Source organism: Pseudarthrobacter sp. 05T312 (genome assembly GCF_056396685.1).
Map to the genome: position 1 here is coordinate 19,271 of NZ_JBFTLY010000016.1, position 14,597 is coordinate 33,867.

At 66.6% G+C, this 14,597-nt stretch carries 12 protein-coding genes; 7 read left to right on the plus strand and 5 right to left on the minus strand.

All coding sequences use genetic code 11. From position 1 onward, the window contains the following. The 4 genes from nrfD to AC1DIP_RS17060 form a co-directional block, all read right to left on the minus strand. Positions 1–1,092, minus strand: coding sequence for an NrfD/PsrC family molybdoenzyme membrane anchor subunit (gene nrfD, locus AC1DIP_RS17045; protein WP_477734444.1), 1,092 nt, complete (start codon positions 1,090–1,092; stop codon positions 1–3). After that, positions 1,089–2,084: a 4Fe-4S dicluster domain-containing protein gene (locus AC1DIP_RS17050; RefSeq protein ID WP_476210880.1), complete on the minus strand. Its 996-nt coding sequence runs from the start codon at positions 2,082–2,084 to the stop codon at positions 1,089–1,091. Before AC1DIP_RS17050 ends, nrfD begins: the two co-directional genes overlap by 4 nt. A 98-nt stretch (positions 2,085–2,182) precedes the next feature. Then, positions 2,183–5,515, minus strand: coding sequence for a formate dehydrogenase (gene fdh / locus AC1DIP_RS17055; protein ID WP_477734445.1), 3,333 nt, complete (start codon positions 5,513–5,515; stop codon positions 2,183–2,185). Between the two features lie 168 nt (positions 5,516–5,683). After that, the gene (locus tag AC1DIP_RS17060) at positions 5,684–5,956 is read right to left on the minus strand and encodes a hypothetical protein (protein ID WP_477734446.1); all 273 of its coding nucleotides are present in this window, start codon (positions 5,954–5,956) and stop codon (positions 5,684–5,686) included. A gap of 223 nt (positions 5,957–6,179) precedes the next feature. Between AC1DIP_RS17060 and AC1DIP_RS17065 the strand changes: the two genes are divergently transcribed. Together AC1DIP_RS17065 and AC1DIP_RS17070 are read left to right on the plus strand one after the other, a co-directional pair. After that, on the plus strand, positions 6,180–7,226 hold the full coding sequence (locus AC1DIP_RS17065) for an alcohol dehydrogenase catalytic domain-containing protein (RefSeq protein ID WP_476210875.1): 1,047 nt from the start codon (positions 6,180–6,182) through the stop codon (positions 7,224–7,226). A 14-nt stretch (positions 7,227–7,240) separates the two neighbouring features. Then, complete coding sequence (locus tag AC1DIP_RS17070; protein ID WP_477734447.1) at positions 7,241–8,203, plus strand: aldose 1-epimerase family protein; 963 nt, start codon at positions 7,241–7,243, stop codon at positions 8,201–8,203. A 126-nt stretch (positions 8,204–8,329) separates the two neighbouring features. On the opposite strand, the gene AC1DIP_RS17075 is transcribed toward AC1DIP_RS17070, so the two are convergent. Then, entirely contained in the window at positions 8,330–8,830 is a 501-nt protein-coding gene (locus AC1DIP_RS17075) for a MarR family winged helix-turn-helix transcriptional regulator (protein WP_477734448.1), read from the minus strand. Between the two features lie 52 nt (positions 8,831–8,882). On the opposite strand from AC1DIP_RS17075, the gene AC1DIP_RS17080 reads away from it, so the two are divergent. Genes AC1DIP_RS17080 through AC1DIP_RS17100 form a run of 5 tightly spaced genes read left to right on the plus strand, consistent with a single transcriptional unit; the run spans position 8,883 to position 14,597 of the window. Continuing rightward, positions 8,883–9,389: a hypothetical protein gene (locus tag AC1DIP_RS17080; RefSeq protein ID WP_476210869.1), complete on the plus strand. Its 507-nt coding sequence runs from the start codon at positions 8,883–8,885 to the stop codon at positions 9,387–9,389. Continuing rightward, a complete protein-coding gene (locus AC1DIP_RS17085) occupies positions 9,386–10,027 on the plus strand; it encodes a gluconate 2-dehydrogenase subunit 3 family protein (RefSeq protein WP_477734449.1) in 642 nt (213 codons plus the stop codon). The genes AC1DIP_RS17080 and AC1DIP_RS17085 overlap by 4 nt, the downstream gene beginning before the upstream one ends. Then, the gene (locus AC1DIP_RS17090; RefSeq protein ID WP_477734450.1) at positions 10,024–11,679 is read left to right on the plus strand and encodes a GMC family oxidoreductase; all 1,656 of its coding nucleotides are present in this window, start codon (positions 10,024–10,026) and stop codon (positions 11,677–11,679) included. The genes AC1DIP_RS17085 and AC1DIP_RS17090 overlap by 4 nt, the downstream gene beginning before the upstream one ends. A 2-nt stretch (positions 11,680–11,681) precedes the next feature. Further along, on the plus strand, positions 11,682–13,472 hold the full coding sequence (locus AC1DIP_RS17095; protein ID WP_477734451.1) for a thiamine pyrophosphate-requiring protein: 1,791 nt from the start codon (positions 11,682–11,684) through the stop codon (positions 13,470–13,472). A gap of 3 nt (positions 13,473–13,475) precedes the next feature. Continuing rightward, on the plus strand, positions 13,476–14,597 hold the full coding sequence (locus AC1DIP_RS17100; protein WP_477734452.1) for an enolase C-terminal domain-like protein: 1,122 nt from the start codon (positions 13,476–13,478) through the stop codon (positions 14,595–14,597).

Below are 14,597 nucleotides of genomic sequence, written 5' to 3' on the forward strand. Positions count from 1 at the left end.
TCAGCTGCCGGTGGTAATTGAGTCGCCGGTGACCCCGGCGGCACGGCGGGCTGCGAGCCGGTTCTTCTGCGGTTCAATGGTGTACCGCGGATCCCTGGCCGAGGCGAGGCCCGCCTCGAACACACCGAACCGGGTCAGGGCCGAAGCAGTAAGCAGCGCCAGTCCCGAGGCAGCGGCCACCACACGGTTCCGTCCGCCGAACAACGCACCGAGGCCGCCGGCGACGGCCAGCCGCTCACTCCATGTGAGCATTGCCCCTGCTTTGCCCTGGTGCAGCGGTTCGGCGGCGACCGGGTCCATCCGGCGCTCCATTACCTTCATGGCCGCAACGTCGCCCAGGACGCCCAGCACGGCGAGATTCCGTGCAGGACCTGTTTCGTGTACCGGCGTCGTGACCAGCGCCAGGCCGGCAGAGGCGAGGCAGGCGGAGCTCACGAAAACAAACGGCAGTTCCTCATGGGCGGCGTTCCATGTCGGTGTGGCAGTATCGCCCAAGAGGACCGCTGTGTAGGCAGCCAGGGGTCCGGCGAAAACGGCGGCTTCAATACCGGCTGGTCCTTCGACCGCCTGCAGCACCTTGCGCAGGGGACCCAATGGCAGCCGGTTTCCGCTCATCCGGTCGATTTCCGCCACGGCTGATACTCCGGCGCCGGCGCTGAAGGCGCTGAGGATCCACGAGCCGACGCTCATCGGCGAGGTCACCTTGAAAGTCCGCAGCATGTGCAGGAACCGCTCGGGCCGGCCTAGGTCCTTCACCAGGAAAACTGCGCCGGCGCCCACTGCCGCCAGGGCTCCGAGGCGCGCATTTCTCCGCAGCACCGGGCGTCCGGTCAACTGGCCGCCGAGGCCAAGGAAAGCGGACCCCGCGGCCACGCCCCCGAGGAACAGGTAGATCGCGACGTCGTCTCCCCAGGGTGCGGGCTTAACCACCGGACGGCCGTAGTACGAAGTGAACTCAGGCTCCGGAACCATAGGCATTTCCCGGGAACCATCCCCGTTGTCCCGACGGCGTCCGGTTCCACGTTTGCCGCCCTCACGGCGACGGCGGGCAGGTTCGGATGGCCTGAAACTGTCGAACTCGGAAAGTGTCACGCGCGTCCTCCCAGGAAAGCCAGGGCAGCCGCCGCGGCCATTCCCGCAACCGCCAGGCCGGCCCGCCGGTACATCGTCGGCAGGTCAGCGGTGGGTACACGTGGGTCCGGCGGAAGTCCATAGACCTCCGGTTCGTCCAGGAGGAGGAACACCGATCCGGTGCCGCCAACGCCGTCGTTCTCATTCGCGCCGTACAGCCTCGCCTCGGTCATTCCCTGTGCATGCAAGGCGTCAACCCGTTCCCGGGCCGTCTCCACCATGGCGTCATGGTCGCCGAACTTGATGGACGTCGTCGGGCACGCCTTTGCACACGCGGGCGTCTCGTCGGCCACCAGGCGGTCGTAGCACAGCGTGCACTTCTGGGCGATGCCCTCATTAGGGACGGCGGGATGCTTGGCGTGCTGATCCTCCCTGCTGGTTGCGACCTTGACGGTGCCGTTGCTGCGGCGCTCAATGACGCCGAACGGGCAACCGGCCACGCAGGTTCCGCAGCCGTTGCAGACGTCGTCCTGCACCACCACGGTGCCGAACTCGGTGCGGAAAAGCGCGCCGGTGGGGCAGACGTCCAGGCACCCGGCGTGCGTGCAGTGCTTGCACACGTCCGAGGACATCAGCCAACGGAAGTCGGCGGTGTCCGGTGGCGTGGTATCAGCGTGGTCCATCGCAGCCGGCGCGGGGGGACCGATCCGGGGCATGCCCAGGCTGACCAGGGCCCGTCCCGATTCGCGGGCCTCGACAATGCGTTCCTGGCCCTGTTCGATGAAGGCGACATGCCGCCACGTGCTGGCACCCAGCGAACCGGTGTTGTCGTAAGAGGACCCCAGCAGTTCGAGGTTGCCGTCCTGCGGGTTGTGGTTCCACTCTTTACAGGCCACTTCGCAGGCCTTGCAGCCGATACAGATCGAGGTGTCGGTGAAGAATCCCTTGCGCGGATGGTTGTGTTCCCAGTGGGCATCGGCAGTGGGGTCGGTCGGTCCGGACAGCTGGCCCATTCAGTTCTCCAACGTCGGGTCGGTGCCCGGAACGCCGCACTGGTGCTGCGTCCCGGGCCGGGCAAGGTTTGTGTCGGCGGGGCCAAAGATGACTCTCATCATCGCGGCCCACCTTCGGCGCGGCCATTTTCGCCGGCGGGTTCGATGCCCTCTGCGGCGGGGTCGGTGACCGCCTGGTTACCGGTCTGGGGAGTCAACCCGGCCTTCGCCTGGTACTCGGCCACCAGAGCAAGCAAATCCTTGCCCCGCGGCCGGCGCCCCGGACGGATGTCGCAGGAGGCCACCTTCGATTCCTGGATCTGGACGTTGGGGTCCAGCGTCACACCAAGCAGGTCGTTGGCGGCGTCGCCGCTGACGACTGCATTGCTGCCGACACCCCAGTGGTAGGGCAGGCCGATCTGGTGCACGGTATGGCCGCCGACCTTCAGCGGCGCCATCCGGTCAGTGACAAGCACCTTCGCCTCGATCGCGGAGCGGGGCGAGATGATGGTGGCCCACCCATACGGCTCCAGGCCCCGTTCGGCTGCCAGTTCAGGCGAGACCTCGCAGAACATCTCCGGCTGCAGCTCCGACAGGTACGGGAGCCAGCGGCTCATTCCGCCGGCCGTGTGGTGCTCGGTGAGCCGGTACGTGGTGAAGACGTACGGGTAGATGTCCGCACCACGGGTGCCGGCGCTCGGCGCGCTGAGGTTGTCCGCACGGGGGAACACCAGCCTCGCCGGATTCTGCTGTTGCGGGTACAGCGCGTTGGCAACCGGCGATTCCTGCGCCTCGTAGTGCGTAGGAAGGGGCCCGTCCATCAGGCCCTTCGGCGCAAACAGCCAGCCCTTGCCGTCGGCCTGCATGATGAAGGGGTCGTCACCGCTGAGTGCCGCCGGACCGCCGACCGACGGATCGGGTTTGCTGTCCGGCGCCAGGTCGACCGGGAAATCGGGCACGTCGTCGCCCACCCATTTGCCCTGCTCCTGGTCCCACCAGATGTACTTCTTCCGCTCGCTCCAGGGTTTACCTGCAGGGTCGGCCGAGGCCCGGTTGTACAGGATGCGCCGGTTCGCGGGCCATGCCCAACCCCATTCGGGAGCCGCGGGGCCCTGCTCCCGGCCCGGCTTGCGGTTGGCAGCATGGTTGAAACCGTCGGCATAGACGCCGGTGTAGATCCAGCAGCCGGCAGTCGTGGAACCATCGGCGCGCAGTTCGGTGTAGGCGGAGAGGGGCTTGCCGGCGTCCGGACCAGACAGGTGGCGGCCGTTGATTTCGGCCAGCACTGCCTCGGCGTCGGGGTCGCCGTGTTCGTCCGTGGGGTAGTCCCACGTCAGGTCCAGCAGCGGACGGTCACGCTCGTCCTGCGAGCCGGCCAGCTTCTCCCGGATCCGCTGGCCCAGTTCGAAGAAGAACTGCAGTTCGCTCTGGCACTCCCCCGGCGGTGCCACAGCCTGGTGCCGCCACTGAAGCAGCCGCTGGGTCTGGGTGAATGAACCTGCCTTCTCCACGTGCGTTGCTGCCGGCAGGAAGAACACCTCGGTCTCGATGTCTTCGGTGCGCAGCTCGCCCGACTCGATCTCCGGGCCGTCTTTCCACCATGTGGCGGATTCGATCATGTTCAGGTCCCGCACCACCAGCCACTTCAGGTGCGACATGCCCAGCCGCTGCATCCGTCCGTGTGCCGAGCCCACGGCAGGATTTTGTCCCAGCAGGAAGTAGCCCTCCACCTGGTCTTCAAGCATCCCCATCACGGTCTCATAGGTCCCGTGGGCGCCGGTGAGCCTCGGAAGGTAGTCGTAGGCCCAGTCGTTCTCTGCCGTTGCTGCCTCGCCCCACCAGGCCTTGAGCAGGCTGATGGTGTAGGCGTCCGCGTCAGCCCAGAAGCCTTTTTGCTGCTTGGATCCCACGACGGACAAATACTCTTCCAAGGTATCGTGGCGGCCGGCGCTGGGCATCGGCAGGTACCCCGGCAGCAGGTTGAACAGGGTTGGGATGTCCGTGGAGCCCTGGATGCTGGCGTGGCCGCGCAAGGCCATGATACCGCTGCCCGGCCGTCCCACGTTCCCGAGCAGGAGCTGCAGGATGGCTGCGGCGCGGATGAACTGTGTTCCCAGTGAGTGCTGGGTCCATCCCACGGCATAGGCGAAGCAGGTGGTCCGGTCGCGTCCTGAGTTTTCAGTGATGGTGCGCGCCAGGTAGTCGAAGTCCGCAACGCTGATTCCGCACATGTCCTGGACCATCTCGGGCGTGTAGCGGGCATAGTGCCGCTTCACGATCTGGAAGACGGTCCGGGGGTTCTGCAGGGTGTCGTCACGCTGCACTTCGGCGTGTTCCATGGGCGGACCACCGCTGCCGAATGTGTCGCCGTGGGCGCGGGCCCCGGCGTCGGCGCCGTGTTCCGATCCGGAACCCGGGTCCTCGATTGCACCGTCTTCTTTTTCGGCATAGCCCCACGAGGATGTCTCGTAGGCCCCGCGCTCGGGGTCGAACCCGGAGAACAGGCCACCCAGGTCCTCGGCGTCCCGGTAGTCGTCGTGGACCAGCGTGGCAGCGTTGGTGTAGGCGCTGACGTACTCCTTGAACCAGAGGTCGTTGGCGATCACGTAGTTGATGAGCGCGCCAAGGAGCACGACGTCGGAGCCGGCGCGGATTGGGATGTGCTTATCCGAGACGGCCGACGTTCGCGTGAACCTGGGGTCGATGTGGATGACCTTCGCTCCGCGGGCTTTAGCCTCGGCAACCCACTGGAATCCCACCGGATGGCACTCGGCCATGTTGGAACCCTGGATGATGATGCAGTCGGCGTTGGCCATGTCCTGCAGTGACTGCGTAGCGCCACCGCGTCCAAACGAGGCTCCCAAACTGGGAACCGTTGCGGAGTGTCAAATACGCGCCTGGTTCTCGGTCTGCACCGCCCCGGCAGCCGTAAAGAGCTTTTTGATCAGGTAGTTCTCTTCGTTGTCCAGGGTCGCGCCGCCCAGCGAGGCGATGCCCATGGTCCTGCGCAGCAGCCGGCCGTGTTCGTCTTCCTGCTGCCACGTCCTGCGGCGGGTTTCGATAAACCGGTCCGCGACCATCTCGACGGCGGTGGCCAAGTCCAGGTGCTCCCATTCAGTGGATCGCGGCGCACGGTAAAGGACCTTGGTCTGCCTGCCGGGTGAATTAACCAGTTGCTCGCTGGCGGAACCCTTGGGGCAGAGCCGGCCGCGGGAAATGGGCGAATCCGGATCGCCTTCGATCTGAATGACTTTCTCGTCTTTCACGTAGACGCGCTGCCCGCACCCCACCGCGCAGTAGGGGCACACACTTTGCACGACGCGGTCGGCAGTTGCGGTCCGGGGAGCGATTGCCTTCGTCCTGGCCGAGGTAACCGACGGTCCACGGCCCAAAAGGTCGCCCGTGGTCAGCTGACGGACGACCGGCCATTGAAGAAAACTTCGCGGTGCCATTTCTGGAGCATATCCCAGAGAGCGGCACGAGCAACAGGACAGGGCAAGGCGTGTCTCCCGGTCCTGCACGCGTCCAGCTGCAACACCAAGAAAGCCGTTGCAGGCCCGGTCATTCCGGTGCTGCAACGGCCAACGAACAGCCCGGCGGCCCCGGGCTGCATGGTTTGTTTACCGCTCGATGCTGACGCTCAGGTCGAGGTGGATGTTCTCGCTCGCGAGCCGCTCCTGGAGGTACTGGGCGAGGCTTGCATCGGTGGCCGTATGCGCGCCCTTCGGCACTGCGCCGCGGAACACAGCCTGGGTGTTTGTTGACCTAAGTACATCCAGGGGCGTTGACCGGAGGTGTCCGTCGGTCAGCCGTTCGATGTCGGTGCGGAACGTGCGTCTGTGGTCATGCTGCGCAGAGGCGTGCATGGTGAATGGAATGAAAGCTACGGGCAAGGGAGTCCTTTCGAGGGAGGCAGCCAGTGGTCCGGCACCTCACTGCTAACAAGGCAAAAGCGGGCCTAGGTATTCCCTCTGGGACCAATGGAGGCGGATATCACGGGCATGCCTGCATACTGCCCCACTGACCGGCAGAAGATATTCACAGCCCACTGATCATTGCGCAAACGCAACTAACGAACCAGACTGGCTATACGGACTGTCCACTTGAGGAGAGACGATGCATGCACTGACAGTGACACCGGGCTCAACAGACTCACTGCGCCTTCGCGATATCCCGGAACCGCCGGAAAACCAAGGCCAGGTGCTGGTGGAGGGATTGGCGGTGGGGCTCTGCGGAACCGACAGCGAGATCATCAAAGCTGAATACGGGCAAGCGCCCCCGGGCCAGGACTACCTGGTGCTTGGGCACGAGAACCTTGGCCGGGTAGCGGACGCTCCCCCGGCTTCCGGCCTGGAAAAGGGTGACCTGGTGGTGGGAATTGTCCGCCGGCCGGACCCGGAACCCTGCAAGGCCTGCGCCGCGGGTGAATGGGACATGTGCCTGAACGGAAACTACACCGAACATGGCATCAAAGGCCTTGACGGTTTCGCGCGCCAGCACTGGCGGGCGGACGCCGCTGCAATGGTCAAGCTCGACTCCGGGATGGAGGACGTTGGCGTCCTGCTCGAACCCACGACGATTGTTGCCAAGGCCTGGGAACAGATCAACAGAATCGGGCAGCGCGCATTCTTCGACCCCCATACGGCGGTGGTTACCGGGGCGGGGCCTGTTGGCCTGCTCGCGGCACTGCTGGGGGTCCAACAGGGCCTGGACGTCCACGTCTTCGACGTCGTCACGGACGGACCGAAGCCACAGCTTGTCCGCGACCTGGGGGCGACCTACCACAGCGAACCCCTCCCGGAATCAGGCCTGAAGCCCGACGTCCTGGTCGAATGCACAGGAGCCACCCCGGTGGTCCTTGATGCCCTCAAGTGCCGGGACCAGGACGCCATCACCTGCCTCACCGGCGTCTCGGGGACCGGGAAACAGACAAAAGTGGACGTCGGCGCCCTCAATCGGGAGGAGGTGCTCATGAACGGCGTGGTGTTTGGCAGCGTCAACGCCAACCGCCGCCACTACGACGCGGCCGCCCAGGCACTGGCCAAGGCAGACCGCGGCTGGTTGCGGCGCCTCATCAGCCGGCGGGTCCCCTTGGAGGACTTCGCTGACGCTTTCGAGCACCGGCCCGACGACGTCAAGGTAGTCCTCGACCTGCCCCGATGAAGGAGGCCGCAACCATGACCGGGAAACCAGCCCGTCCCGACGCCCAAGTAGACCGCCGGCTCCCTTCGGGGCAGCAATACGCAATCGCCTCCGGCCGGCACGAGGTCCTCTTGACTGAGGTCGGAGGTGCCTTGCGGAGCTACCTGCACGACGGCCGGAACCTTCTGGATGGGTACGGGCCGGAGGATATGTGCACGGGCGCGCGCGGGCAGTCCCTCATTCCCTGGCCCAACCGGATCGGCAGCGGGCGCTACAATTGGGAAGGCCGGCCCCTTCAGCTTGACCTGAGCGAGCCGGACAAGGGCGGCGCCATCCACGGGCTGACGCGTTGGCGGAACTGGACCGTGCTGCACCATTCGGAGGACGCCATCGCCTTCACCTACACCCTGCACGCCTGCCAGGGCTGGCCCTGGGTGCTCGACTGCCGCCTGGAATACCGGCTTGGCGAAAGCGGGTTGAGCGTCCGAACCACGTCAGTGAACCGCAGCCTGGAAGCGTGCCCCTACGGCACTGGGGCGCATCCCTACCTCAGTACTGGCGTGGGCCGACCGGGTTCCATCGACTCCGCCTTGGTCCAGGTGCCCGGCCGCACCTTCCTGCCCGTGAATGGGCGGGGCATCCCCACCGGGCATGAACAGGTGGACGGCACCGCATATGACCTAAGGGAACTCCAACAGTTGGGTGGACGGCACATCGATGTCGCCTACACCGGACTGGTCCGTGACGGTGACGGCCGCGCCCGGGTCAAACTCCAGCGTCCGGACCATTCCGGAGGAGTCGAACTGTGGGTGGACGAGGCATACCCGTACCTGGAGATCTTCACCGGGGACACCCTCCCCGAGCCGGAGCGGCACCGCAGCGGGCTGGGTGTTGAACCGATGACATGCGCCCCTGACGCCTTCAACTCCGGCGAGGGCGTGACAACCCTCGAGCCGGGGCAATCCCACACGGCCGAATGGGGCATCAGGCCGCTCTAGCGGAACCACTCCGGGATCCGCGGCGCGGGCGCCACAAACCAACCGAGGACATACGACTAACTATTGCGCCAGCGCAAGTAAGGGAGTTCAATGAAATATGGCTTGCCGCAGCAGAAACGGGCCAATTCAGGTGCCGGCTCCCAAGGTAAAACGGCCGTCCGAAGTGCCTTGCCCGCCGGCGGCGGCCGCGAAGGCCTCCAAGGCCGCAGCCAGTGCCGGGCGGCGGCCTGACGGCATCCGCGAAATGACCTCCGCAATCGCCTGCCGTCGGTGGTCCAGCACAGAGTCCACCAAAGTCTTTCCCTTTACGCTGAGCTCCAGGCGAACGTACCGCCGGTCCGCCGGATCCTCCCTCCGCTCCAGCAGGCCTGCAGCGACCAGGCGGTCGCAGATGCGGGTGGCATTGGAGGCATGCACGCCCAGCTCGGCCGCCACCCCGCCAAGGTTCTGCGGTCCACGGGTGTGGATGAGGACCAGGACCCGCAGCTGCGGAGTATTCACCACATCCTCGACCTCGGCAACGGAGCGGGCCACGACGCGCAAAAGGGTGTCGGCTGCCAGCATCACCGCCTCAACTTCCCGGCTCGAAGGTTCCAGCGTGGGCTCAGGTCGACCAGCAGCATCCATGGGGACCAGTTTCCTCCGATAGTTGCTCCCCCGCAAAGTTTGAAGGTTCCACATGACCAGCACGGGACTTTCCGTCAAGGTAAGGAGAATCGTGGGAACACACCAGGCAGAAAAGGCCGTTGCAGGAACAGTCCACGGCATCGACAGGCTCATCATGGATGTGCAGACGGGCCGGTTTGAGCGGTCGTTGTCCGCGCTGACGGCGGTGGGCGCGCTGGTGACTGCCGCGGAGATCTTCCTTGAGCACGACAAAGCGAGTTTCGGCAACAAGTGGATGTGGGTACCCGTGGCTCTTGGCCCGGTAGGCGCGGCCGCGGGCGTTGCCGCGGTTTTCAGCCGCCGGATGGCCAAGACGGCACTCCCGCTGGCCAGCGCTGCCATCGTGGCGAACGGCTTGCAGGGTACGTGGCTGCACCTGCGTGGAATCAGGCAGAAACCAGGGGGCCTGTCCAACCTGCGCTACAACCTGGAGATGGGGCCGCCGCTGTTCGCACCGCTGCTTGTGACGATGGTAGGGGGCATGGGTGTCCTCGCCTCGGTCCTGAGGAGGGAGCCGTGAGCGCGCTCCCCTTGGGCGAAGACGACGGCGGCGGCCGGTACCCAGGCTTCAGCACCCTCGCCCAGGCGCGGCACTGGGATCCGGTGACGGCCGCCGTCGTGCAGTCCAGGACGGCGCTCCCTCCGGACGTGCGCTTCTTCACCCCGGCGGAGGAGGCCGCGGCCCGCGCCCTGTTCGACCAGCTGCTGGGGCAGCATGCGGAACCGCGGGTGCCGGTGGTGAACATGGTGGACGCGCGCCTGGCCGAGGAGCAAACGGACGGCTGGCACTACGGAAACATGCCGCGGGACGGCGAAGCCTGGCGGGCGTCGTTGGCCGGGCTCGACCAGGAGGCCCGGTCCCGGGAGGACTGCACCTTCGCCCTGCTCAGCCGCGAAGCGCAGGCCGGACTGCTGCAGGACATCTGTGACCTCGACCAGGACCTCTGGCACGGCCTCCCCGCGGACCGGGTCTGGAGCCTTTGGACCCGGTACGCGTGCACCGCGTTCTACTCCCATCCGCTGGCTTGGGACGAGATCGGCTTTGCGGGCCCCGCGTACCCCCGCGGCTACAAAAACCTGGGCGTGGACCGGCTGGAGCCATTCGAAGTGCGCGACGTCCGCCCTGGTGCGGACCCCACGCGAAGGACCGGCCAGTGAGCAGCCTGCGCGCGCGCAACGAGTCAGCGTGGCTGCTGCCCACCGGACCGGGCAGCAACCATCGCCTGCGCGCGGACATGCGCCGTTTCCGCGACGGGGACGAGGTGGACATTGTCATCGTGGGCTGCGGTGCCGGGGGCGCCACACTGCTCCAGCGCCTCGCGCGGGCCGGGTGGCGGGCCGTGGGCCTTGACGCTGGGCCGTTCTGGGAACCCGGGCAGGACTGGGTCAGCGACGAAGCCGGCTCCCACCACCTGTACTGGACCGAGCCGAGGGTCATCACTGGCAAGGATCCAGTTCCGCTGGGCTCGAACAATTCGGGCCGGGGCGTGGGTGGCTCCATGGTCCATTTCGCCGGCTACACGCCCCGGTTCCATCCGAGCGACTTCCACACCTGGAGCGTGGACGGGGTGGGCGCCGACTGGCCACTTGAATACGCCGAACTCCGGGAGTTCTACGAGGACATCGAAGCCGAACTGCCCGTCGCCGGCGAGCACTGGCCGTGGGGCGACCCCCACAGCTACCCCCACCGGCCGCACCCAGTGTCCGGCAACGGGGAGCTGTTCCTGAGAGGTGCGAACGCCTGCGGCATCACCGCAAAGGTGGGGCCGGTGGCCATCGCCAACGGCCGCTTCGGCAACCGCCCGCACTGCATCTACCGCGGCTTCTGCCTCCAGGGCTGCAAGGTCAATGCCAAGGCCTCTCCCCTGATCACCCATGTCCCGGACGCCCTGGCACACGGAGCCGAAATCCGAGCGGACTCCATGGCCACCCGCGTGGGGTTCGACGAGCACACAGGCCTGGCGACCGGCGTCGAATACCTCCACGGCGGCGTGCCCCGGTTCCAGCGCGCCCGGATGGTGGCCGTGGCCGGCTACTCGATCGAAACACCGCGGCTGCTGCTGAACTCCGCGTCGTCGCGCTTCCCGGACGGAATGTGCAACGACTTCGACCAGGTGGGCCGGTACCTCATGGTCCAGGGGGCGCCGCAGACCGCAGGAAGGTTCCAGGCGGAAGTCCGGATGTGGAAGGCCCCGCCCCCGGAAGTCAGCACCGAGGAGTTTTACGAAACAGACCCCGAAAAGCCGTACAAGCGTGGCTTCTCCATCCAGACCGTTTCGCCTCTTCCCATCACCTGGGCGGAACACGTTGCTGCGCAGGGCCACTGGGGGGCGGCGCTGCGCCGGTACATGAGCGACTACCCCCACTGGGCCTGCCTGGGCGCGCTCTGCGAGTTCCTGCCCCTTGCAGGAAACAGGGTGACGCTCGCGGAGGAAGCGGACCGCAATGGCATCCCCGTGGCCTGCTTCAGCTACGGCCAGTGCGACAACGACCGGCAGCTGATGTCCGCCGCGCAAAAGGTCATGGAACGGATCCTCACCGCTGCCGGAGCGGAGGAGGTGATCACCATCAACCGCTACGCGCACCTGGTGGGCGGGGCCCGCATGGCCGCCGGTGAGCGGGAGGGAGTGGTGGACCGCAACCTGCGCAGTTTTGCCGTACCAAACCTGCTGGTGACCGATGGCAGCGTGCTGCCCACCCAGGGCAGTGCCAACCCTGCCCTGACCATCATGGCGTTGGCGGCCCGCGCCGCCCGTGTCCTGGTCCAAGGCGCCCGCAGGGGTGTCCCGCTAAGCACGAAGGAAGACTGATCATGGCAACTACAGTGGCTGACTACCTGCTCTCCCGCCTGGGCGAGTGGGGCGTGGACAAGGTCTTCGGCTTCCCCGGAGACGGCATCAACGGCATCCTGGCCGCGTTCGGCAAGGCGGGCAACCAGCCGAAATTCATCCAGGCCAGGCACGAGGAGATGGCCGCGTTCGAAGCTGTTGGCTACGCCAAGTTCGATGGACGCCCCGCCATCTGCATGGCCACCTCCGGCCCGGGCGCGATCCACCTGCTGAACGGGCTGTACGACGCCAAGCTGGACCATGTTCCCGTGGTGGCGATCGTAGGCCAAACGGCACGGAGCGCCATGGGCGGGTCCTACCAGCAGGAGGTGGACCTGCTGACGCTGTTCAAGGACGTGGCGTCCGACTATGTCCAAATGGTCACCGTGCCGCAGCAGCTGCCCAATGTCATCGACCGGGCCATCCGCATCGCGGAGGCACAGCGGGCGCCCACGGCCGTGATCATCCCGGCAGATGTCCAGGAACTCGAGTATTCCGCACCCACCCACGAATTCAAGATGGTGCCCTCCAGCCTCGGCATCCGCTGGCCGGACATCCACCCGGACAGCGACTCAATCCGTGGTGCCGCCCAGCTCCTGAATGAGGGCTCCAAGGTGGCCATTCTCCTGGGGCAGGGCGCGAGGGGCGCCGCCGCGGAGGTCCGGGAACTGGCAGAGCTGCTGGGAGCGGGAGTGGCCAAGGCCCTTCTGGGCAAGGACTCGCTGCCCGACGACCTGCCCTACGTTACGGGCTCGATCGGCCTGCTGGGCACCCGCCCCAGCTACGAAATGATGCGCGATTGCGACACACTGCTCACCATAGGCTCGAGCTTCCCCTACACCCAGTTCCTGCCCGAACCAGGCCAGGCCCGGGGCGTGCAGATCGACCTCGACCCGAAAATGATCGGGCTGCGGTACGCGAACGAATTCAACATCGTGGCCGACGCCGGCACCGCCCTGCGAGCGCTCATTCCGCACCTGGAGCGGAAGAAGGACCGGTCCTGGCAGGAGGGCCTGGAAAAGTCCGTCAGCCGCTGGTGGGAAACCATGCACGACGAGGCCATGGTCAGCGCTGACCCCGTCAACCCCATGCGGCTGTTCGCGGAGCTCTCCAGCCGGCTCCCGGAGAACGCCATGCTCAGTGCTGATTCGGGCTCATCGGCCAACTGGTATGCCCGGCAGCTGAAGTTCCATGGCGGGGTCCGCGGCTCACTGTCAGGGAACCTGGCCACCATGGGCCCGGGTGTCCCGTATGCCATCGGGGCCAAGTTTGCGCACCCGGACCGGCCGGCCATTGCCTTTGCCGGCGACGGTGCCATGCAGATGAACGGGCTCGCGGAGCTGATCACCGTCAAGCACTACTGGCAGGAATGGAGCGACCCCCGGTTGGTGGTGGCTGTCCTGCATAACAACGACCTGAACCAGGTCACTTGGGAAATGCGCGCCATGGGCGGCGTACCGGCCTTCCGCGAGTCCCAGGCCCTGCCCGACGTCGACTACGCAGGCTTCGCGGAAAGCCTGGGACTGCAGGGCATCCACGTGGATAATCCCGACGACGTAGGGCCGGCCTGGGAGAAGGCACTCGCCGCGGACAGGCCCACGGTCTTGGATGTCCGCACCGACCCTGATATTCCGCCCATCCCGCCGCACGCCACCTTGGAGCAAGCCCGCAAGACAGCCGAAGCCATGGTCAAGGGCGATGACAGTGCCTGGGGCGTGGTGAAGGAGGGGGTCAAGACCAAGATCCAGGAATTCCTGCCGCACAAGGAGGGCTGAGCCTTGGCTAATTCCGCTCCGGACCGTGCGGAGGCTCCTGTCACCGCCGTTAAGGCGGCGGCCTACACCGTTCCCACGGAGGGACCGGAAGCGGACGGCACATTCAGCTGGGACTCCACCACCCTGGTGCTGGTCCAGGCAGCCGCGGGCGGGAAGACGGGCCTGGGCTGGACCTATGCTCCCGCGGCAGCAGCAGCCCTGGTGGAGGACCTTCTCGGTCCTGCCGTGTGCGGCGTGGATGCACTCGACGTTCCCGCTTCCGCGGCAGCCATGGCCCGTGTCGTACGCAACCCGGGAAGAACTGGCCTGGCGTCCTACGCCGTGTCCGCCGTCGACTGCGCCCTCTGGGACCTCAAGGCCCGGCTCCTGGACCTTCCGCTCCACAAGCTGCTGGGCGCCGTCAGGGACAAGGTGGCGATCTACGGCAGCGGCGGTTTCACTACTTACACCGCAACCCAGCTGCGCGACCAGCTCGAAGGCTGGTCACACGGCCAGCACATCCCGAGGGTAAAGATCAAGATTGGCGGGGACAACGGAAGGGACGTCCGGCGCGACCTGGAGCGCATCCGCCAGGCGCGCACCGCCGTCGGCCCTGGCGTGGAACTTTTCGTCGACGCCAACGGCGCCTACACCGCTAAGCAGGCCATCCGCGTGATGCGCGCGGTTTCCGGCGAGGACGTTTCCTGGTTCGAGGAGCCGGTCTCCAGCGACAACCTGCCGGGGCTGCGGGAGGTCAGGGACGCCGTGGACGCCGATGTTGCCGCCGGCGAATACGGGACCGGGCTCCCCTACTTCCAGCGGATGTGCGCCGCCGGCGCCGTCGACTGCCTCCAGGCGGACGTGAGCAGGTGCGGGGGCATCAGCGAATGGCTCCGTGTCGCCGCGGTCGCCGCTGCCCATGGCCTTGACGTCTCCGGCCACTGCGCTCCCAACCTGAGCGCCGCCGTCGCTGCCGCCACCCCCAACTTCCGCCACCTGGAGTGGTTTGCGGACCACGTCCGCATCGAAAGCCTCTTCTTCGATGGAACGATGGACCCCGACGGCGGGTGGCTCAGCCCCGGGGCCGGCAACGGCAACGGCCTCTCGCTGCGAACCGCGGACGCCGACAGATACCGGGTGGGCTGA

Excerpts from the sequence above, each read along its gene's own strand:
- AC1DIP_RS17050 (WP_476210880.1), bottom strand. The coding sequence starts at position 2,084 with ATGGGCCAGCTGTCCGGACCGACCGACCCCACTGCCGATGCCCACTGG.
- AC1DIP_RS17065 (WP_476210875.1), top strand. The coding sequence starts at position 6,180 with ATGCATGCACTGACAGTGACACCGGGCTCAACAGACTCACTGCGCCTT.
- AC1DIP_RS17070 (WP_477734447.1), top strand. The coding sequence starts at position 7,241 with ATGACCGGGAAACCAGCCCGTCCCGACGCCCAAGTAGACCGCCGGCTC.
- AC1DIP_RS17075 (WP_477734448.1), bottom strand. The coding sequence starts at position 8,830 with ATGGATGCTGCTGGTCGACCTGAGCCCACGCTGGAACCTTCGAGCCGG.
- AC1DIP_RS17080 (WP_476210869.1), top strand. The coding sequence starts at position 8,883 with ATGACCAGCACGGGACTTTCCGTCAAGGTAAGGAGAATCGTGGGAACA.
- AC1DIP_RS17095 (WP_477734451.1), top strand. The coding sequence starts at position 11,682 with ATGGCAACTACAGTGGCTGACTACCTGCTCTCCCGCCTGGGCGAGTGG.